This window comes from Corynebacterium sp. LK2510 (assembly GCF_040946405.1).
In the GTDB taxonomy this organism is placed as follows: Bacteria; Actinomycetota; Actinomycetes; order Mycobacteriales; family Mycobacteriaceae; genus Corynebacterium.
Map to the genome: position 1 here is coordinate 1 of NZ_JAYWLR010000001.1, position 18,602 is coordinate 18,602.

Consider the following 18,602-nt stretch of genomic DNA (forward strand, 5'->3'; position numbering starts at 1 on the left):
GGGAAACCGAGCGAGTAGCGCATGATTAGCCCGCCGCCCGGTGCAGGCAGGGCGCGAGCGACGTCGCGCGCCGGCGCGCGGAAGACGAACAAGTCATTGAAGTCTCGCGTGAGGTAGGTCAGTTCACCAGCGGGGGCGAACACCCGCTCAAAATGTTCGTGCAGCGTGCGAAACAGCATCGGGTGGGCGCACCAGCGCGCCGCAGCTCCTCCCACCTCGAGTCCGCTGATAGTGAGGCTACCCATGCTTGTCGACGCCTCCCGGACCCAGAACTCCACCTCACCACCCACACAGGCGGCGTCCCGCATCGACCGTGCGGTCTCGTTCCACGCCTGGTGCACTGTCATGCCTGCGGCCCCGACTTCCTGGTGGGTGAGCACCTGGTGGGCGAGAACCTGGGACCCTGAGCGCTCGATGACAGCGACGAGCCCGGGAGAGAGCGTGACATAGGCTGCCGACGGGCTGAGCGACGACACCTCGCGGCGAACGCGCACGCGTGAGGGGGAGGTTCGATGCGCCAGGCGCAAAGTCCATGCGGATGCGGGTTGCGGGCGGACATCGTGAAGCAGCCGGGCGGGTGAGACAGCGACAGTCATGCACTCATTAGACTGCTCCGCCCGCGTTGCGGTTCCCTCTCAACGGGTACCGGGGGCACGTCGTGCGTGGATGAGGTTAGGCGCTTGCGGGATCGAGGCCGAGGGCGTCGAACAACTGCGACGAATCCCAGATCTCGATCTCTTGGCCCTTGTCTTTGAGCTCGCGGGCCCGCTTTTCCTTCGAGGTCATCGTGGCCCACTCACCGGCGACCAGGATCGTCGTTTTCTTGGTCACGTTCTTGCCCACGGTCGCGCCTTGCTCGGCAATGCCGTTCCACAGCAGACCCTTGTCAAAGGGGCCGAACTCGCCGGTCAGTGTCACGTGCTGCCCGTACAGCGGGGAGGCCGGGTCCGCCGTGGGGTTGGGCTCCGGGACGGTGTCCGGCGTGGCGACGGACTGCCACGGAGCTGGCCTGCGGGACCCGCCGGACGATTCCGGCGCTGCGGAGCCGGCAAGACCAGCTTCACCGCCGGGCGCACCCGCATCCGGGCCGTGCTGGTTGCTGCCGCGTGGGGCCGTCGCTGCCGCAACGGCGGCGGCAGGGTCCGAGGAGCGCGCGGCCTCGGCCTGAAGCGCGCGGGCAGCGCCGGAGCGATCGCGCAGCACGGGGGTGACCCGCTCCGGCGCGATGGAGCCGAGCACAAAACCGGTGCCGTGGACGTAGCTCATTAGGTCGCCGGAGTGGTGGGCGTCGCGAGCGAGCCCCAGCATGATCCCGGCGCACGCCGCGGCGTCCGCGCAGGCGTCGTGGTGGTTGTCGAGTGCCACACCGTAGTGTGCGGCAAGCGTCGGCAAACGGTGGTTGTCCACCTTCAGGCGTGCGGCGCGGGCCTGCGCCAGCGTGCAGGCGAACAGCAGAGCGGGGACGTCGTGGTTTGTTGCCACGCACGCATCACGCAGCGCGCTGGCGTCGAATTGGGCGTTGTGGGCGACCAGCGGCAGATCACCAACGAACTCCGTGAGTTGATCGACGCGCTCTGCCACAGAAGGCTGCCCCGCGACGTCCTCAGCCGAGATGCCGTGGATGCCGACGTTGTAGGGGTCGAACTCGCCCAAAGACTTCGGCGGGGTGCACAGCCAGCTGGCGCGGTCGACCTCAACACCGTCGATAATTTTGACCAGGCCAATCTGGCAGATCGAGCCCCAGCGCTGGTTCGCTGTTTCCACGTCGAAGCCCACGAAGCTGAATCCCCTAAGTGCCTCGGCCGGATCGGTCCCCAATGCCTGATCAGGCGATACCGCCGAAGTTTCGGGGGCCTCACCGCGCCGGGCGGCGTCGACAAGCGCGAGAAACTCCTCTTGCGCGCGCTCGCTGTTCGGGCTGAACCTTAGCGTCACACCCCGGGCCATCGTAGAGGTGCCGATCTCGACTGCTCCGATGTCCCACGCGTCGGCGTGCCGCGTCACCGTGACCTCGGTAATGGCCTCGATCGGGATGCTCACCGCCGAGGTTGAGCCGTCCGTGCCGTCCCCAGCGTCGGTGCGGCCGTCGCCGCCCGTCAGCGCCTCGGACAAAGGCGAGGGCTGAATGACGAGGGCGGTGTTGGACACCGTGACGGTTGCACCGTGGGCGGAAATCACGCAGACATCTCCTGAACTCAAAAAGCGCGGGTAGGAACGGCCGTCTTGGCTCATCCTACCCGCGGCTCCGACACCGACTCAGCGGGTGTCGAACGAACAGGTGCGTCGCGAACTCAGGCGCTTTCACCAGCACTCGCTGTGCTCGTCCGCGCTAGACCGCGCTCATCCACTTTTAGTCCACGATGGGCGGCTCAATCTGCTTCAGCACCACAGTGGAGCGTGCCGGGACGGTCTTCGTGCCGCCGGCAGGGATGTTCTCCTTCTCGGCGGGGTAGCCGAGCGGTTCGGTGGTGTCGATGAGGACCTCCCACTCGGCACCCAGGGTGGCGTCGGGAAGCGTGAACTCGATGTCTTCGAAGTGGGCGTTGAACATGAGGATGAAGGAGTCGTCCTCGATGCGCTGCCCGCGGCGGTCGACCTCCGTGATGGCGGCGCCGTTGAAGTAGGCCATCAACGCCTTACCGAAGGCGAAGTCCCAGTCCTCCTGCGTCATCAACCGGCCGTCCGGAACCAGCCACGCAATCTCGCGCTCGCTGCCGTCGGCGCCGAGCGCGCCGCCCTCGAGGAAGCGGCGGCGGCGGAACACCGGGTGCTGCTTGCGGATGGCAATCAACCGGCGAGTGAAGTCGTGCAGCTCGTCGGCAATGTCCAGGTGCTCCCAGTTCATCCATGCCAACTCGTTGTCCTGGCAGTAGACGTTGTTATTGCCGTTTTGAGTGCGGGCAAATTCATCGCCGTGCGCGATCATCGGGGTGCCCTGGGACAAGAGCAATGTGGTGAGGAAGTTGCGGCGTTGTTGGGCGCGCAGCTGGAGAACTTCAGGGTCGTCCGTGGGGCCTTCCACACCGCAGTTCCAGGAACGGTTGTGGCTTTCGCCGTCGCGGTTGTCCTCGCCGTTGGCCTCGTTGTGCTTCTCGTTGTAGGACACGAGATCGTTGAGGGTGAACCCGTCGTGCGCGGTGATGAAGTTGATCGACGCCGTCGGGCGGCGGCCGTTGTGCTGGTAGAGGTCGGACGAACCCGTCAGGCGGGAGGCGAACTCGCCGAGGGTGGAAGGCTCGCCGCGCCAGAAGTCGCGCACAGTGTCGCGGTACTTGCCGTTCCACTCGCTCCACAGCGCCGGGAAGTTGCCCACCTGGTAGCCGCCTTCGCCCACGTCCCACGGCTCGGCGATGAGCTTGACTTGGGAGACAACCGGGTCCTGCTGGCACAGGTCGAAGAACGTGGCCAGGCGGTCGACGTCGGAGAACTCGCGCGCCAGCGTGGACGCCAGATCGAAGCGGAACCCGTCGACGTGCATCTCGGTGACCCAGTAGCGCAGTGAATCCATGATGAGCTGCAGCGAGTGCGGGTCACGGACGTTGAGGGAGTTTCCAGTGCCCGTGTAGTCCATGTAGTGGAACTTGTCGTCTTCGACCAGGCGGTAGTAAGCCTCGTTATCGATACCGCGGAAGGCGATCGTCGGGCCGAGGTGGTTGCCCTCGGCGGTGTGGTTGTACACCACATCGAGAATGACTTCGATGCCGGCCTCGTGGTACGAGCGGACCATGCCCTTGAACTCCGCCACGGCGTCGCCCGGGTTGGGCGAGAAGGCGTAGTGGTTCTCCGGAGCGAAGAATCCGAAGGTGTTGTAGCCCCAGTAGTTGCGCAGGCCGAGATCGCGCAGCCGGTCGTCCTGGAGGAACTGGTGCACCGGCAGCAGCTCGATCGAGGTCACACCGAGGTCGGTGAGGTAGTCAATCATCGCCGGGTGTGCCATGCCGGCGTAGGTTCCGCGCAGGATTTCGGGGATGTCCGGGTGGGTCTGCGTCATGCCCTTGACGTGGCACTCGTAGATGATGGTTTCCTCGTCCGGAATGTTGGGGTTGCGGTCGTCGCCCCAGTCGAAGAACGGGTTGATCACCACAGACAGCATCGTGTGTCCGAGTGAGTCCTCCTCGTTGCGGCCCGTGCCCGGTTCCTCGGCGTAGATGTCGTAGGAGAACAACGAGGAGTGCTGGTCGAAGTCTCCGTCGAATGCGCGCGCGTAGGGATCGACCAGGATCTTGGACGGGTCGCACCGCTTGCCGTTGTGGGGGTCCCACGGTCCGTGGATGCGGTAGCCGTAGCGCTGACCAGGCGTGATGCCGGGAAGATAGGCGTGCCAGACAAAGTTGTCGACCTCTTCGAGCGCCACGCGGGTTTCCTCGCCAGCGTCGTCGATGAGGCACAGTTCCACCTTCTCCGCGACGGCGGAGAAGAGGGCGAAGTTGGTTCCTGCACCGTCGTAGGTGGATCCCAGGGGGTAGGCGGATCCGGGCCACACCAGCGGGGCGGGTGCGGGGGCAGATTGTTGATCAGTCATGGCGCCAATCGTATATGAGGACGTCGCCTGGTTCCTGAGCACAGCCAGCGAGCCGCAGTGAGAACGCCGAGCTATTCGCGCTCGTCGTCGCGCAAGCCCTGCAGCAGAAATGCGATCGCGCGCTCGGCGTTGGCAGGCCGGTCGCTGCCACCGGGGTTGTCACCCGTGGCCTCGGCGAGCTGGGTGGAGGATTGCTGCACGTAGGTCGCGCCGAGGGTGAGGAAGATCAATCCTTCAGCCGCGGCGAGAACATCGCTTTCCGACGTCTCATTGTCGGCGCTCCGCAGAGACTCGGCGACGATTGCATCGAGCCGGGCACCGACGGGGGAGTCGGGCTGGCTGACGGCGGAGAGCACCACCTCGGCGCCGTCGCGGTGGGCTAGAAGGGCCGAACGCACCTGTGCGCACGTTGCCTCGGGGCTGGTAGAGGGAGCGTCGATAAGCGGGGCAATGATGAGCTCAGCCAAGTTGGAGATGAGCTCCTGCTTATTCTTGATGTGCCAGTAGAGGGCGCCCGGGGCGACGCCGAGCGAGGTGGCGACTCGGCGCATGGAAACGTCGGCGAGCCCGTACTCGTCGAGAATGGCGAGGGCGGCGTGGCTAATGGTTGCCCGGGTTAACTGCATGTCGGGCAAGTTTACCGGTCGGGTGCACGGCCCTCGTTCCCGCCGAGCCCACAGGAAGTGCCCAGTTGATTGTCATGGTGCGCTCACTTGGACGTTAGATTCACCCGATTAACTGGTCTGTACGTTTTGGTGGAACTGTCCACGTATTCGGTCCTAGAGGAGATTCACCGTGCTTTTAGCTTCCCGTACCATTCGCTCCGCCGCTGCGGCTGCCGCAGTTGCTGGCCTGTCTTTCGGGCTCGCGGCCTGTGGCTCCAGCGAAGAGACCGCTTCTGGGGGGCTCTCGACAGCAGCCAGCGCACCGACGGCAGCGACGAGCGGGGAGCAGTCCCAGGCTGAGTCGGCGGCAGAGTCGACGAGCAGCGCCGCAGACCGCGAGAACGGTGACAACGGCGCGGACGCCAACAACGCCGACGGCGCCACCGTCCCGACGCTGGCGAACCCGTTTGAAAACCCGGGCCAGGCAGTGCCCTCCTTCGAGCCGCTGGAGAGCGGCAACCCGGCGAACGACGCCGACCGCGAGGAAATGCGGCGCGCGGTCGAGGCATCCTTGAACCCGGGCAGCTACGAAAAGTGGACCCGCACGCTCCTGGAGAACTCCTGCCGCAAGGTCAACGATGCGACCATGGAGCAGCTGAACCGAAGCGGCATGACGCTCGAGCAGATTGAGCAGGCCGCGCGCGCCCAGGAGCAGGCTGGCCAGGGTGTCGAGCTGCCGCGTACAGAGGTCTCGATCGACGACGTCCGCGTTGACGGCAACCGCGCCTCTGCCTCGATTACGGCGGCTAGTGCCAACGGAACCGAGACCAACACCCAGATCTTCGAGCGCGAGGACGGCCGCTGGAAGATCTGCAACTAGCGCGTTGCGCACCTGACGCACACCGGCCCCGCTGAGGAATTATTCAGCGGGGCCGGTAGCGTTAGGAGCCATGACGACTGTGACCACGGCTTCGGGAGCGCACCCCACACCCGAGCCCGACACGTCCGCACCTGCATCGCACGCATCCGCCAGCGTCCGCCGCAGGACGAGCGCCGGCGTCGGGGCGGGCGCTGGGCTGCTTGTGCTGGCACTGGTCCTCGGTAGCCTCGTCGGGGCGGTGTGGGGTGTCCTGAGGCCGGCATACGAGGTCGCGGTTCGCGAGGGCGAGGCCGTTGTCGATATGGTGGCCAGCCCGAGCAATGTCGAGTTCGCCTCCTACGGGGGGTTCGCGCTGATTACTGCCGCGATGGGGTTGATCATCGCGCTCGCGGCGTTCGCCATGCGCGATGGGATGGTATCGCCACAGGTACTCGCGTGGGTGATTGTCACAGCGGGCGCGGGGGCGTTCGCGGTGTTCACCTTCGGTGTGTGGTCGGCAGGCGTGATCTCCGCCCAGCCCGGTCACGGCGAACTAATCGAGGGCGCCGTCTTCCACGTCGTGCCGCCGCTGCGGCCGGGAGTTGCGTGGCTTACCGGGCCTTTTACTGCATCACTGGCGTACTGGATCCTCGCCGTGGTGAGCCCGGCGCCCGACGCGGACGAGCGCGATCTGGACGAGCGCGAAGATGACGACAGTCGCGCTGGTGCAGCTAACGCCCCCGCGGCCAGTTGACCACTGAGTGGCCGTTGCACTGAGTGCTGACGGCGTCGACGGCGCCGAGGATCGCCACGAGCGACGACAGCACGAAGTTGTGCAGTTGGCTCGACGTCATTCCGCGGTTGATCAAACACGTCGTTTCAACATGCAGGTGATAGGCACCGTCGAACGTGTGGAGGTAGGCGCGCAGCCCGGCGCAGCGCTCGTTGACGGAGTTGCACATCAGCCACAGCGGGAGGAATCCCTCGGTGCGGCCGGTGTCCCACATCGCGGTGATGCGCGCGTAATCGTCCGCATCAATGCACGCCGCAAACGGAATGCCGTTGACACCGGTTGCCACGACGTCGTCGTCGGTGACGGAGTACGCGAAATCCAACGTCTCGAAGACGTCCTCAAGCTCTGCCATACTCACCGGTTGGGTGCGGGTCTCGCGAGCGGCGATACCGGGGTCGCTATCGTCGTCATCACCCACCTCGTCGGCCGCGTAGTAGTCCGGGGCGCCGTCGACGTCGAGCTGCTGGCCGCGCGGCAGGTGCCGCGACGACGGGTGGCGCCCAAGCAAAGCGTCGGCGTCCTGGGCGCGGATGAGCGTCGGCGGCAGCGGCTGGTCAAACTCGACCGGGAGGAAACCCTCGCGCAGCTGGAGGGAAAAAGCCGCCATGTGCTCGAACGCGTCGCACAGCTCCTCCAGGAGCTGCTCGTCCGTCAGCCCGTGCCGGGTGCGGATCCCGGAGCGCAGGTGCACGTCGATGTCGCCGGAATCGTTGAGCCTGTACGACGCCGTCGGCCCCACCCGGTCGTGGTTCCACGTGTTGAGGAACGTGGCCAACGCCGGGCTGAACCCGAAGTCGATGGGGATGCGCTGGGTGCAGTCGATAACCAGCATGAGCGGCTTTTCGTAGCTGATCCACGCGGTGGCGATGAAGGTGTGGGTCGATACGACCACCCTGTCCGGGCGCGATGAAATCTCAAAACCCAACGTTCTTGCGGCACGGGCGACACGCTCGAGTGTGACCTCAGCGGGGCGCAGTCCCACCCCCGCGGGGATGCCCTGGGCTCGGTGTTTGGCCATGTGCGCTCGCACCCTCCTTCAGCAGTCGTACCGCAGCGGTGTGCACCCCCGGTGCGCCCAGGGAGAACCATCTGTCACTTCGAGCATAAGCAACACCATCATCAGCGGTAAAGGGCACCCACCTTTGCACGGCTCCGGCCGCGGCGACGGGCGGTACCCATTCCCAGCCCGCGGGAGGAGAAACCCTACAATGAACGGGTATTACCCGACTTCGGCGAGAGGCGACATCGACCATGGAGAATTTGCTCACTGTGACCGACTTGCGCGGACACACTCCCACGACGAGCGAGCTGCGCCGCGTGCTGCCGCGCGGGGGCGTCGACGTCGCTTCCGTCCTCGGCACTGTCGGCCCGATCATCGACGCCGTGCGCGAGCGCGGCGCCGAGGCCGCGCTCGAATACGGGGAGCAATTCGACCGGATCCGCCCGCCCGCGGTGCGGGTGCCGGACGAGATCGTGCGCCGCGCGATTGAGACCCTGGACGCCGACGTCCGTGCCGCACTCGAGGAGTCGATCACGCGCATCCGCGCCGTGCACCGCGACCAGGTGCCGGATAGCCACACGACCACGCTCGCGCCGGGCGCGGAGGTCACCGAGGTCTTCGTGCCGGTGCGCCGCGTCGGCCTGTACGTCCCTGGCGGCAAGGCCGTCTACCCTTCCAGCGTGCTCATGAACGTCATTCCTGCCCAGGAGGCCGGAGTGGAGTCCATGGTCGTGTGCTCGCCGCCGCAGGAGGAGTTCGACGGCTGGCCGCACCCGACGACGCTGGCGGCGTGCGCGCTTTTGGGTATCGAGGAGATGTGGGCTGTTGGTGGTGCGCAGGCGATCGCTCTCATGGCCTACGGTGATGACGCGCACGAGCTCGAGCCCGTGGACAAGGTCACTGGTCCCGGAAACATCTTCGTCGCCGCGGCGAAGCGCCTGGTCAATGGAGTGGTCGGGATCGATGCGGAGGCTGGTCCGAGCGAGATCGCGGTCATCGCGGACGACTCCGCGGACGCCACCTTCGTCGCCGCCGACCTCGTCTCGCAGGCGGAGCACGATGAGCAGGCGGCGTCGGTGCTGATCACCGATTCGCCGGAGCTCGCCGAGCGCGTCGCCGCCGAGGTCGACCGCCTCGCCGGACTCACGCTCAACTCCGGGCGTGCCACCTCCGCGCTCGGTGGCCCGCAGTCCGGCGTTGTGCTTGTCGACGACATGGACACAGCCGTCGCCGTCGCCGACGCCTATGCCGCGGAGCACCTGGAGATCCACACCCGCAACGCCCGGGAGCTCGCCCGCCGCATCGCTAACGCCGGCGCGATCTTCGTCGGCCCGTACTCCCCGGTGCCCCTGGGCGATTACGCCGCCGGATCCAACCACGTGTTGCCCACCTCCGGCACGGCGCGCTTCACTGCGGGTCTGACCACGCACACATTCCTCAAGCCGGTCAACCTCATTGAGTACGACCGTGCCGCGCTCGCCGAGATCGGCCCGCACATCGTCACCCTCGCGGCAGCGGAGCAGCTGCCCGCCCACGGTGAGTCGATCACGGTGCGCGGAATCGGCACGGCAGGAAGAGGGGAGTAGATGCAATTCTCAGAAGGGACCCTGGCGGCGTCGACAAGCATTGATGCCCTCCCGCTGCGCGGCGAACTGCGTGGAAAGTCCGCGTACGGCGCGCCCCAGCTCTCGGTGCCCGTGGCACTGAACACGAACGAGAACCCGTACCCGCCGTCCCCGGCGCTGATCGCAGATCTCGTTGCGGAGACCAAGCGCCTTGCTGAATCTCTCAACCGCTACCCGGAGCGCGATTCCGTCGAGCTGCGCGAAGACCTTGCCGCGTACGTGTCGAAGCAGACCGGCGTGCGCGTGAGCCGGGACAATCTGTGGGCGGCGAACGGATCGAACGAGATCCTCCAGCAGCTGCTGCAGGCATTCGGCGGCCCGGGGCGCAGCGCTATGGGATTCGCCCCCAGCTATTCCATGCACCCGATTCTCTCCGCTGGCACGCAGACGGAGTTTCTCGCCGTCGAGCGCGGCGCGGACTTCACCATCGACATGGAGGTCGCGCTCGAACAGATCGCGCAGCAGCGTCCCGACATTGTCTTCGTCACCACGCCGAACAACCCCACCGGCGATGTCACCGAGCTCGCTGACATTGAGCGGTTGATCGAGGCCACCGAAGGCATTGTCATCGTCGACGAGGCCTACGCGGAGTTCTCCCCGTCGCCCTCGGCTGTCCAGCTCATCGAGCGGTACCCGGACAAGCTCGTCGTCTCGCGCACGATGTCGAAGGCATTCGATTTCGCGGGCGGCCGGCTCGGTTACTTTGTGGCCGCCCCCGCATTTGTCGAGGCCGTCATGCTCGTGCGCCTGCCCTACCACCTGTCGGTGCTCTCTCAGGCGGCGGCGCGGGTTGCGCTGCGGCACGCTGATGAGACTCTGGCGACCGTCGACAAGCTTGCGCGCGAGCGCGACAGGGTGCGCGCCGGGCTCGAGGACATAGGGTACGAGGTCGCGCACAGCGAGTCGAACTTCCTGTTCTTCGGGAACTTTGCCGACTCACACGAGGCATGGCAGGCGTTCCTCGACCGCGGGGTACTCATCCGCGACGTCGGGGTGCCGGGGCGCCTGCGTGTCACGATCGGTCTCGACCACGAGAACGATGCATTTCTCGACGTAGCAAAGGACGTAGCCCATGACTAAGCGAATCGGAACCGCCACACGGACCACCTCTGAGTCCGATATCCACGTGGAGATCAACCTCGACGGCTCCGGTGTCGTCGAAATCGCCACAGGCCTGCCGTTTTTCGACCACATGCTCACCGCCTTCGGCACCCACGGTTCATTCGACCTCGTGGTGCGTGCCTCCGGGGACACCCACATCGACGCGCACCACACCATCGAGGACACCGCCATCACCTTGGGCTGGGCGCTTCTCGACGCCCTCGGGGACAAGCGCGGCATCCGTCGCTTCGGCTCGTGCCTGCTGCCGATGGACGAGACCCTCGTCGAATCGGTGGTGGACATCTCAGGCCGACCCTACTTCGTTATGAACGGAGAGCCCGACCACATGATCCACCAGATCATCGGTGCTCACTACGCCACCGTGATCAACGAGCACTTCTTCGAGACGCTCGCGCAGAACGCGCGGCTGACGCTGCACGTCAACGTCCGCTACGGCCGCGACCCGCACCACATCACGGAAGCTGAGTACAAGGCCGTGGCCCGGGCGCTGCGCGCTGCAGTAGAGTCCGACCCCAGAGTCACGGGCGTTCCCTCCACCAAGGGCGCGCTGTAGAACAAGGGAGATTGCCAGACTGACACAATCGGGAAGGAGCCGCGCGTGTTGGCGCGTTCCCGCACCGCAAAGGTGCTTACCCCAGACGAGGTTGAGGCTGTTACGAGCCCGTGGAAAGCCCGAGGGCTCATTGCCACTCTGGTCGCCGTTGCCGCCGCCTTCGGCGCGTGGTCGCTGCTTTTGCCCGTCGTGCCGACCGCGGTTTTGGACGAGGGCGGATCCGAACGACTCGCCGGTGCCAGCACAGGAGTGTTCATGCTGGCGACGGTGATCACCCAAGTGTTCATCCCCGCCGTCTTGCGCCGGCTTGGCTACCGCGTGGTGATCGCGGTGTCCTCAGTGCTGCTGGGAGTGCCCGCGCTGTTCCTCGCCATCGGGTTGGACGCCCCGATCGTGCTCGCCGTCAGCCTGGTCCGCGGCGTCGGTTTCGGAGCACTGAGCGTGGCAGAAGCCGCCATCATCGCGGAGCTGGTTCCCAAACGCCTGCTGGGGCGCACGGCTGGCATCTTCGGCGTGTGCGTCGGTGCCGCGCAAATGGTGTGTTTGCCGCTGGGGCTGTGGCTTGCCGAATCAGTGGGCTACCCGCCGGTCTTTTTCCTGGCCACACTGATCGGGCTGCTCAGCCTGGTGGCCTGCATCTTCATTCCGACCATTGCACGCCACGCCGTAGTCGACGCAGACCTGACCACCGTGCGCGTGCCAATGTGGCGGCTTGTGGCGGTGCCGATGTTGGCGCTGATGTTTGTCACTACCGCGTACGGCGCGGTGGCAACCTTCCTGCCCGTTAGCGTCCGCGAGCTCGACGCGGCGGCTGGGGCGACGCTCGCTGGCGTGCTGCTAGCCGTGCTCAATTTCGCAGCCATGGTGGGGCGCTACTTCGCCGGCGTGGTGCTCGACCGCCGCGGCGTACCGGGCACGGTCATGATCCCGTTCCAGGTCACCGCTGCCGCCGGTATCGCCGTCATCGCCGCCGTCCTGTTCACGGGTGCATCGCAGTGGTGGCTCGTGCTTGCTGCCCTGCTCTACGGCGCCGGGTTCGGAGCGGTGCAAAACGAGGCGCTGACCCAGCTGTTCTACCGCCTGCCCAAATCGAAGGTCTCGGAAGCGTCGGCGATGTGGAACATCGCCTTCGATTCCGGCACCGGAATCGGATCAATGGCCTACGGGCTGGTGCTGGTTTACGTGACACTGGGGCAGATGTACACGCTTGCCACAGCTGTCATTCTGATCGGAGTGGCCGTGACGCTGACTGACCGTAGCCTGGGCCGCAACCGCGTGGCCGACGTGGACAACCTGCGCGTGCGCCTGCGCTCTGTGCACGCCCCCGGATTCCGCCGGCGGGACGGGCGCTAAAGTATCAGCTATGACGTCACCGCTTGCACAGCCCCACGTTGCGCTGCTCGACTACGGCGCCGGAAACCTCCGCTCAGCCCAACGCGCCCTCGAGCACGTCGGGGCGCAGGTCACCATCACCCAAGACGCCGCGGTAGCCGTCGAGGCGGACGGCCTCGTGGTCCCGGGCGTGGGTGCGTACGACGCCTGCATGCGCGGATTGCGCGCGGTGAACGGCCCCCGCATTGTCGGCCAGCGCCTCGCTGGCGGGCGGCCGGTCCTGGGGATCTGCGTCGGGCTCCAGGTCATGTTCGAGCGTGGTGTCGAGCACGGCGTGACCACGCAAGGGCTGGGGGAGTGGCCCGGGGTCGTCGAGAAGCTCGATGCGGATGTGCTGCCCCACATGGGGTGGAACACCGTGGAGATCGCCGACGGCTCGGAGATGTTTGCCGGGCTCGATCCGCAGACGCGTTTCTACTTCGTGCACTCCTACGGCGTGCGTGACTGGACGCTGCCCGCTGACGAGTTCATCGCCGCCCCCCGAGTCTCATGGGCGCAGCACGATCGCAGCAGGTTCGTGGCGGCCGTGGAAAACGGCCCGCTGTGGGCGACCCAGTTCCACCCCGAAAAGTCAGGCGAGGCCGGCCTCGAGCTGATGCGAAATTGGTGCCGGACGCTTGGATAGAATGGCCACTATGGATTTCACACTTCTTCCCGCTGTTGATGTCGTCGACGGCCAGGCCGTGCGCCTGGACCAGGGTGAGGCCGGGACTGAAAAGGTCTACGGCGCGCCACTCGAGGCGGCTCTGCAGTGGCAGGAGCAGGGCGCGCAGTGGCTGCACTTCGTGGACTTGGACGCCGCGTTTGGCCGCGGTTCCAACCACGAGATGATGGCGGAGATCACCCGCCAGCTTGATATCGACGTCGAGCTCACCGGCGGCATCCGCGATGACGCGTCTCTCGAGCGCGCCCTGGGCACCGGCGCGCGCCGCGTGAACATCGGCACGGCCGCCTTGGCCAACCCCGATTGGACCGTGGACGTGCTCAAGCGCTACGGCGACAAAATCGCGCTCGACATCGCAGTGCGCCAGGAGGACGGCCAGTGGCGGGTCAAGGGCAACGGGTGGACCACCGACGGTGGTGACCTGTGGGAGACGATTGAGTTTTTCGACCAGGCCGGCTGCACCCGCTTCGTGGTCACCGACGTCAGCCGTGACGGCGCGCTGACCGGGCCGAACGTCGAATTGCTGCGCGAGGTCTCGGCGGCGACAGACGCTTTCGTCACCGCCTCCGGCGGCATCGCCACGCTTGCCGACGTCACGTCGCTCGCCGAGTTCGTCGACGAGGGCATCGATTCGGCCATCATCGGCAAGGCACTCTACGAGCACCGGTTCACCCTGCGCGAAGCGCTCGACGCCGTCGCCCGAGGCGGCGCGGAGGAGGGTCTCTAACGTGATCTGCACGCTCGACCAACCATCGGACAGGACGCGTTAGGGTGACGAATATGGATTCCCGGAGTCGCAACCTTGCACTGGCCGAGGAGATTGTCGACGAAGCGCGTACGTTGTTCGTCTCCCACCTCGGGGCTGCACCCGCGCTGTTTAAGAGCGACGGTGCTTTTGCCACCGCCGCCGACGTGGCCATCGAATCGCTGTTGCGCCAGAAGCTGACTGCCGCCACCGGCATCCCGGTCTACGGCGAGGAACAGGGCGGAACCCTCAACACTGACGCCTGCTGGGTGGTCGACCCCATCGACGGGACCTCGAACTATTCCTCGGGTAACCCGAACTGCTCGATCCTCGTCTCGCTCGTCGAGAACGGCCAACCGGTCATCGCGATCACCGACATCCCGCTCATGGACATGCGCCTGACCGCCATCGAGGGCCACCCCGTGCACCTCAACGGCAGCGCGCTGCCGCCGGTGAGTGACGAAAATGTTGCCGCCTCCCAGGTCGGTGTCGGCTCGGTGCGCTCGCCCGCCTCCGAACGCTTCCCGGCAGGAGTGCGCCTCAATGTAATGGGCACGCTCGCTGAGACCGATCTGCGTCCGCGTATCTCCGGTTCTGTCGGGGTGGACTTCGCGTTCGTCGCGCAGGGCATCTACCAGGCCGCCGTGAGTTTCTCGCCCCACCTGTGGGACAATTGCTCCGGGATCCTGCTGTCCCGCTGCGCCGGCGCCGTGGTGACCGGTCCCGACGGGGAGCCGTGGAAGATCGGTTCCGTCGGAGCGATCGCCGGGACCCGCAGGGCGCATCGCATCGCCCTCAGTACGATGAAATCAGTCAGCTCCAACTAACGGGCCGGTGCCGCGAGCACGGCCGGGACAACACAGAAGGGTGCGGTGCCTGTCATGGGAGTCTCCGTTCGCGTCATTCCTTGCCTCGACGTCGATGACGGCCGGGTGGTCAAGGGCGTCAACTTCGAGAACCTGCGCGACGCCGGCGACCCCGTCGAGTTGGCCAAACGCTACAACGATCTTGGCGCCGACGAACTGACGTTCCTCGACGTCACCGCCTCCTCCCAGGGGCGCGGCACGATGCTCGAGGTGGTGCGCCGCACCGCCGACCAAGTGTTCATCCCGCTCACCGTCGGCGGCGGCGTGCGCACGGCTGACGACGTCCGCGAGTTGCTGCGCGCCGGCGCCGACAAAGTCAGCGTTAACACCGCAGCAATCGCACAGCCCAGCCTGCTGCGCTCGCTCTCCGAGGAGTTCGGCGCGCAGTGCATTGTGTTGTCCGTCGACGCGCGCCGCGTGCCCGAGGGCGGGCGCCCGCAGCCGTCCGGGTTCGAGGTCACCACTCACGGCGGGCGCCGCTCCGCAGGCATCGATGCCATCGAGTGGGCCCGCACGGGACAAGACCTGGGCGTGGGTGAGATCTTGCTCAACTCCATGGACGGCGACGGCACCAAGGCGGGGTTCGACCTCGAACTGGTGCGCGCGGTGCGCGAGGCGGTCTCGATCCCGGTGATTGCTTCCGGCGGTGCCGGAGCAGTGGAGCACTTCCCGCCGGCGGTTAAGGCGGGCGCGGACGCGGTGCTTGCAGCATCGATCTTCCACTTCGGTGAAGTTACTATCGGCGAGGTCAAGGACGCTTTGCGCGCGGCAGGAGAGGTGGTTAGGTGACCGCGATTGAGGAGTTCGAGCTCGATCCCGGCGTCGCAGCCCTGCTCAAGCGCAACGCCGCAGGCCTCGTGCCCGCGATCGTCCAGGAGGAGGGCACCGGAGAGGTTCTCATGATGGCGTGGATGGATGACCATGCGCTCGCGCACACGCTGGCAACTCGCCGCGCCACCTATTTTTCCCGCTCGCGTAACGAATACTGGGTCAAAGGGCTGACCAGCGGGCATACCCAGCATGTTGAGTCCGTGCGGCTCGATTGCGATGGCGACACGATCCTGCTCAGCGTCAGACAGACGGGCGCGGCGTGCCACACGGGTGCGCACTCCTGCTTCGATGTCACGACGTTGCTGGAGGGCAGCGACAATGACTGATGCTCCCGACACCCGGCGGCCGCGTTCTTCTCGGTTGTCCGACCTCGGTGCACTGCTTATGGCGCTCGGCGGGCTGGTTGTTGCGGGTACGTCGCGCGCGACCTGGATGACGGTGCAGTACTTCGACGACCGCGCCGGCGCCGGCTCGAGGGTGCTCACCGGTTCTGACTGGTCAACGGAGGCAACTGCGGTTGCGCTCCTGCTGATTGCGGCCGCTGTTGCGGCGGTTGCTTTGCGACGCCTCGGGCGCCGCATCGTTGGCGTCATCGCCGCCGTCGCTGCCGCCGCTGCCGCCTTCGTGCCCGCCAGGTTGCTGGTGTCCGGCGCCGACTACGGCCGCGTGCATGCGCTGCTTACAGCGGGATACGACGACATGCAGGCGGCCTCCGGGTCGCGCTCCGATGCCATTGCCAGCTGGGCTGAGATCACGGGCGTCACCGTTGACCCGCTGTACCCCTCGCTGGTGCTGCTCGGCTTCGCTCTCGCCGCAATCGGCGGTGCGCTGGTCGCGCTGCGCCCGGGCGGCGACGCCGCGACAATGAACAAGTACGAGAAGGAATCGGTGCGCCGCGCGAAGATCGAAGATGACTTGGTGTCGAGTCCAGACTCCGGTCGCGTGATGTGGGACGCGATCGACGCCGACCTCGATCCCACTGATCCAGCCGGTTCCGCCGATCCCACCGATCGACACGGTGGCGTCGCGGGCGGCACCCAGCCGCGGAACATATAAGTACACCAGATACCCCCGCCTAATTTCGCAGCCCACACACGTGGCTATACCCTTGAGCCAGGTGAGTTTTACTTTGCCGGTACTCCGACGAGAGGGGTGGTGGGGATGGGCACGATGGAATCTGCCGTCAGTGTCGTATCCGGCGTGCTTCGCGACGTCGAGCGGCGCGAGGCCGTCATCCCCTTCCAAGACATCAAGGCGCGCTCGCGCGCTATGGCACCTACTCGCGATGCCACGGGTGCCCTGCTGCGCTCCGGATGCGGCGTCATCGTCGAGATCAAGCGCACTTCTCCCGTCTACGGGCCAACCGCGCCGTTTTCCGCCTCGGGCCACTCCGTCGAAGATGTCGCCGGCGCCATTGAAAGTGGCGGCGCCCACCTGATCGCCTGCCAAACAGAGCGGTTGCGCTTTGGCGGGTCACTGCTGGACATGGCGGCGGCACGCGAGGCCGTTCAGCTTCCTATGGTGTGCCGTGACGTCATCGTCGACCCGTACCAGATTCATGAGGCACGCTGCTACGGCGCCGACATGATTCCGCTCCAGGTGGGCATCCTCGAGCAGGCTCGCCTTGAGGCGCTGCTCGACCGCGCGGAAAGCCTAGGAATGGCAGTCATGGCCGAGGTGCGCAGCCCCGAAGACGCCGACCGCGCGCTGAAGGCGGGTGCCCGCATTATCGCCGTGAACTCGTGGAGTTTCGACACCAACGCGCTCAACCGCGACGCATTCGCCGAGATCGCCCCGGGTCTGCCCACGGAGGTGATCAAGATCAGCCTGGGTGGTGTGCGCAGTCCGCGCGACCTTATCGACGCCGCCGCATGCGGTGCCGATGCCGTCCTCGCAGCCGAGGCCGTGATGAGCCAAGGCGATATCTTCGCCGCGACGCGCCGCCTCGCCGCGGCGGGCCAACACCCGGCGTGCCCGTCGCGCTCCTGACGTCTCATCCCCTGTCTGCGGGGCACTCATCCCCATATCCCGGGCGATAGGGCACACTATGGGGCGTGGAAACGATGATTCTGGCTAATATTCCGTCCCCGCCGCAGGGCGTGTGGCACCTCGGGCCGATCCCGATCCGGGCCTACGCGCTATGCATCATCACCGGGGTGATCGTGGCGCTGTGGTTGACCAACCGACGCTATACCGCACGCGGTGGAAATCCGGACGTGGTGTGGGATGCGGCGATCGTGGCCATCCCCGCCGGCATCATTGGTGGGCGTTTGTACCACGTCATCACGGACTACGACAAGTATTTCGGCGAGGGCAAAAACCCGTGGCAGGCGCTCAACGTCAGCGGCGGCGGGCTGGGCATCTGGGGCGCGATCGCGCTGGGCACCCTGGCGGTCTGGCTGCTGTTTCGTCACAAGGGCCTGCCCCTTGCTCCGTTTGCGGATGCCGCCGCGCCCGCGGTCATCCTGGCCCAAGGCATCGGGCGGCTCGGCAACTGGTTCAACCAAGAACTCTACGGCCGCCCGACGGACGTGCCGTGGGCGCTCGACATCTACTACCGCGCAGACCCCGAGGGCAATTTCGCTCCGCTGACGGGCCGGTCGACGGGAGAAGTCATCGCGAGCGTGCACCCGACGTTCCTCTACGAGCTCATCTGGAACCTTTTTGTGTTCGCACTGCTGCTGTGGGCGGACCGCCGGTTCCGTCTCGGCCACGGAAGGGTGTTCGCCCTCTACGTTGCGGGTTACTCCTTCGGCCGTTCGATCGTGGAACTCATGCGTGCCGACGAAGCGAACCTCATCCTGGGACTGCGGGTCAACACGTGGGTCAGCGCCATCTGGTTCGTCGTTGCGCTGGTTATCTTCTTCACTCTCTCCCGCGGCCGGGAGACGCCCCGCGAGGTTGACCCGGAGTTCAACGCCGGGGAAGGCACTGAGCCAGACAGTGCAGCGGCACCGGCCACGGGGGAGTACCGTAGTGGCGTAACGATTCACACCCCGAGCAGCCCCGATAGGTAAATAGGTTG

General features: G+C 66.3%; 19 protein-coding genes. 14 read left to right on the plus strand and 5 right to left on the minus strand.

Annotated features, from left to right (window positions below; translation table 11 throughout):
- From VVR41_RS00005 to VVR41_RS00020, 4 genes are all read right to left on the minus strand, one after another.
- Positions 1 to 596, minus strand: a 596-nt coding sequence (locus VVR41_RS00005) for a hypothetical protein (protein ID WP_368523081.1), incomplete at its 3' end; no start/stop codon positions are given.
- A gap of 76 nt (positions 597 to 672) precedes the next feature.
- Positions 673 to 2,178: an exonuclease domain-containing protein gene (locus tag VVR41_RS00010; protein WP_368523082.1), complete on the minus strand. Its 1,506-nt coding sequence runs from the start codon at positions 2,176 to 2,178 to the stop codon at positions 673 to 675.
- Positions 2,179 to 2,350: 172 nt separating this feature from the next.
- Positions 2,351 to 4,522, minus strand: a complete 2,172-nt coding sequence (gene glgX / locus VVR41_RS00015; protein WP_368523083.1) for a glycogen debranching protein GlgX — start codon at positions 4,520 to 4,522, stop codon at positions 2,351 to 2,353.
- Between the two features lie 71 nt (positions 4,523 to 4,593).
- Positions 4,594 to 5,148, minus strand: coding sequence for a TetR family transcriptional regulator (locus VVR41_RS00020; RefSeq protein WP_368523084.1), 555 nt, complete (start codon positions 5,146 to 5,148; stop codon positions 4,594 to 4,596).
- A 169-nt stretch (positions 5,149 to 5,317) separates the two neighbouring features.
- Here VVR41_RS00020 and VVR41_RS00025 point away from each other — a divergent pair, with 169 nt between their 5' ends.
- Positions 5,318 to 6,007, plus strand: a complete 690-nt coding sequence (locus VVR41_RS00025; protein WP_368523085.1) for a hypothetical protein — start codon at positions 5,318 to 5,320, stop codon at positions 6,005 to 6,007.
- A gap of 70 nt (positions 6,008 to 6,077) precedes the next feature.
- Positions 6,078 to 6,740 (plus strand): hypothetical protein, encoded by a 663-nt coding sequence (locus VVR41_RS00030; protein WP_368523086.1) that lies wholly within the window; start codon positions 6,078 to 6,080, stop codon positions 6,738 to 6,740.
- On the opposite strand, the gene VVR41_RS00035 is transcribed toward VVR41_RS00030, so the two are convergent.
- Positions 6,718 to 7,797, minus strand: a complete 1,080-nt coding sequence (locus tag VVR41_RS00035) for a YbjN domain-containing protein (RefSeq protein WP_368523087.1) — start codon at positions 7,795 to 7,797, stop codon at positions 6,718 to 6,720. The genes VVR41_RS00030 and VVR41_RS00035 overlap by 23 nt on opposite strands.
- Positions 7,798 to 8,039: 242 nt before the next feature.
- Here VVR41_RS00035 and hisD point away from each other — a divergent pair, with 242 nt between their 5' ends.
- The 12 genes from hisD (at position 8,040) to lgt (ending at position 18,594) form a co-directional block, all read left to right on the plus strand.
- Positions 8,040 to 9,365, plus strand: coding sequence for a histidinol dehydrogenase (gene hisD, locus VVR41_RS00040; RefSeq protein ID WP_368523327.1), 1,326 nt, complete (start codon positions 8,040 to 8,042; stop codon positions 9,363 to 9,365).
- Complete coding sequence (locus VVR41_RS00045; protein ID WP_368523088.1) at positions 9,366 to 10,484, plus strand: histidinol-phosphate transaminase; 1,119 nt, start codon at positions 9,366 to 9,368, stop codon at positions 10,482 to 10,484. It abuts the gene before it with no gap.
- Complete coding sequence (gene hisB, locus VVR41_RS00050; RefSeq protein ID WP_368523089.1) at positions 10,477 to 11,079, plus strand: imidazoleglycerol-phosphate dehydratase HisB; 603 nt, start codon at positions 10,477 to 10,479, stop codon at positions 11,077 to 11,079. The genes VVR41_RS00045 and hisB overlap by 8 nt, the downstream gene beginning before the upstream one ends.
- Positions 11,080 to 11,124: 45 nt before the next feature.
- Positions 11,125 to 12,432 carry an MFS transporter gene (locus tag VVR41_RS00055; protein ID WP_368523090.1) on the plus strand — a complete coding sequence of 436 codons (1,308 nt, stop codon included), beginning with the start codon at positions 11,125 to 11,127 and terminating at the stop codon, positions 12,430 to 12,432.
- A gap of 10 nt (positions 12,433 to 12,442) precedes the next feature.
- A complete protein-coding gene (gene hisH, locus VVR41_RS00060; RefSeq protein ID WP_368523091.1) occupies positions 12,443 to 13,096 on the plus strand; it encodes an imidazole glycerol phosphate synthase subunit HisH in 654 nt (217 codons plus the stop codon).
- Between the two features lie 10 nt (positions 13,097 to 13,106).
- Positions 13,107 to 13,862: a bifunctional 1-(5-phosphoribosyl)-5-((5-phosphoribosylamino)methylideneamino)imidazole-4-carboxamide isomerase/phosphoribosylanthranilate isomerase PriA gene (gene priA / locus VVR41_RS00065; RefSeq protein WP_368523092.1), complete on the plus strand. Its 756-nt coding sequence runs from the start codon at positions 13,107 to 13,109 to the stop codon at positions 13,860 to 13,862.
- Between the two features lie 53 nt (positions 13,863 to 13,915).
- Entirely contained in the window at positions 13,916 to 14,707 is a 792-nt protein-coding gene (locus VVR41_RS00070) for an inositol monophosphatase family protein (RefSeq protein ID WP_321101663.1), read from the plus strand.
- Between the two features lie 54 nt (positions 14,708 to 14,761).
- Positions 14,762 to 15,535: an imidazole glycerol phosphate synthase subunit HisF gene (gene hisF / locus VVR41_RS00075; protein WP_368523093.1), complete on the plus strand. Its 774-nt coding sequence runs from the start codon at positions 14,762 to 14,764 to the stop codon at positions 15,533 to 15,535.
- Positions 15,532 to 15,903, plus strand: a complete 372-nt coding sequence (hisI, locus tag VVR41_RS00080) for a phosphoribosyl-AMP cyclohydrolase (protein ID WP_368523094.1) — start codon at positions 15,532 to 15,534, stop codon at positions 15,901 to 15,903. The genes hisF and hisI overlap by 4 nt, the downstream gene beginning before the upstream one ends.
- The gene (locus tag VVR41_RS00085) at positions 15,896 to 16,633 is read left to right on the plus strand and encodes a TIGR02234 family membrane protein (RefSeq protein ID WP_368523095.1); all 738 of its coding nucleotides are present in this window, start codon (positions 15,896 to 15,898) and stop codon (positions 16,631 to 16,633) included. Before hisI ends, VVR41_RS00085 begins: the two co-directional genes overlap by 8 nt.
- Before the next feature lie 105 nt (positions 16,634 to 16,738).
- A complete protein-coding gene (locus tag VVR41_RS00090) occupies positions 16,739 to 17,566 on the plus strand; it encodes an indole-3-glycerol-phosphate synthase (protein WP_368523096.1) in 828 nt (275 codons plus the stop codon).
- A gap of 74 nt (positions 17,567 to 17,640) precedes the next feature.
- Complete coding sequence (gene lgt / locus VVR41_RS00095; RefSeq protein WP_368523328.1) at positions 17,641 to 18,594, plus strand: prolipoprotein diacylglyceryl transferase; 954 nt, start codon at positions 17,641 to 17,643, stop codon at positions 18,592 to 18,594.
- The last annotated feature ends 8 nt before the right edge of the window (positions 18,595 to 18,602 follow it).

Bases quoted from the DNA above. Each gene is read 5' to 3' on its own strand.
- glgX (WP_368523083.1), bottom strand. From the start codon at position 4,522: ATGACTGATCAACAATCTGCCCCCGCACCCGCCCCGCTGGTGTGGCCC.
- VVR41_RS00020 (WP_368523084.1), bottom strand. From the start codon at position 5,148: ATGCAGTTAACCCGGGCAACCATTAGCCACGCCGCCCTCGCCATTCTC.
- VVR41_RS00030 (WP_368523086.1), top strand. From the start codon at position 6,078: ATGACGACTGTGACCACGGCTTCGGGAGCGCACCCCACACCCGAGCCC.
- VVR41_RS00035 (WP_368523087.1), bottom strand. From the start codon at position 7,797: ATGGCCAAACACCGAGCCCAGGGCATCCCCGCGGGGGTGGGACTGCGC.
- VVR41_RS00045 (WP_368523088.1), top strand. From the start codon at position 9,366: ATGCAATTCTCAGAAGGGACCCTGGCGGCGTCGACAAGCATTGATGCC.
- hisB (WP_368523089.1), top strand. From the start codon at position 10,477: ATGACTAAGCGAATCGGAACCGCCACACGGACCACCTCTGAGTCCGAT.
- hisH (WP_368523091.1), top strand. From the start codon at position 12,443: ATGACGTCACCGCTTGCACAGCCCCACGTTGCGCTGCTCGACTACGGC.
- priA (WP_368523092.1), top strand. From the start codon at position 13,107: ATGGATTTCACACTTCTTCCCGCTGTTGATGTCGTCGACGGCCAGGCC.
- VVR41_RS00070 (WP_321101663.1), top strand. From the start codon at position 13,916: ATGGATTCCCGGAGTCGCAACCTTGCACTGGCCGAGGAGATTGTCGAC.
- hisF (WP_368523093.1), top strand. From the start codon at position 14,762: ATGGGAGTCTCCGTTCGCGTCATTCCTTGCCTCGACGTCGATGACGGC.
- VVR41_RS00085 (WP_368523095.1), top strand. From the start codon at position 15,896: ATGACTGATGCTCCCGACACCCGGCGGCCGCGTTCTTCTCGGTTGTCC.
- VVR41_RS00090 (WP_368523096.1), top strand. From the start codon at position 16,739: ATGGGCACGATGGAATCTGCCGTCAGTGTCGTATCCGGCGTGCTTCGC.
- lgt (WP_368523328.1), top strand. From the start codon at position 17,641: ATGATTCTGGCTAATATTCCGTCCCCGCCGCAGGGCGTGTGGCACCTC.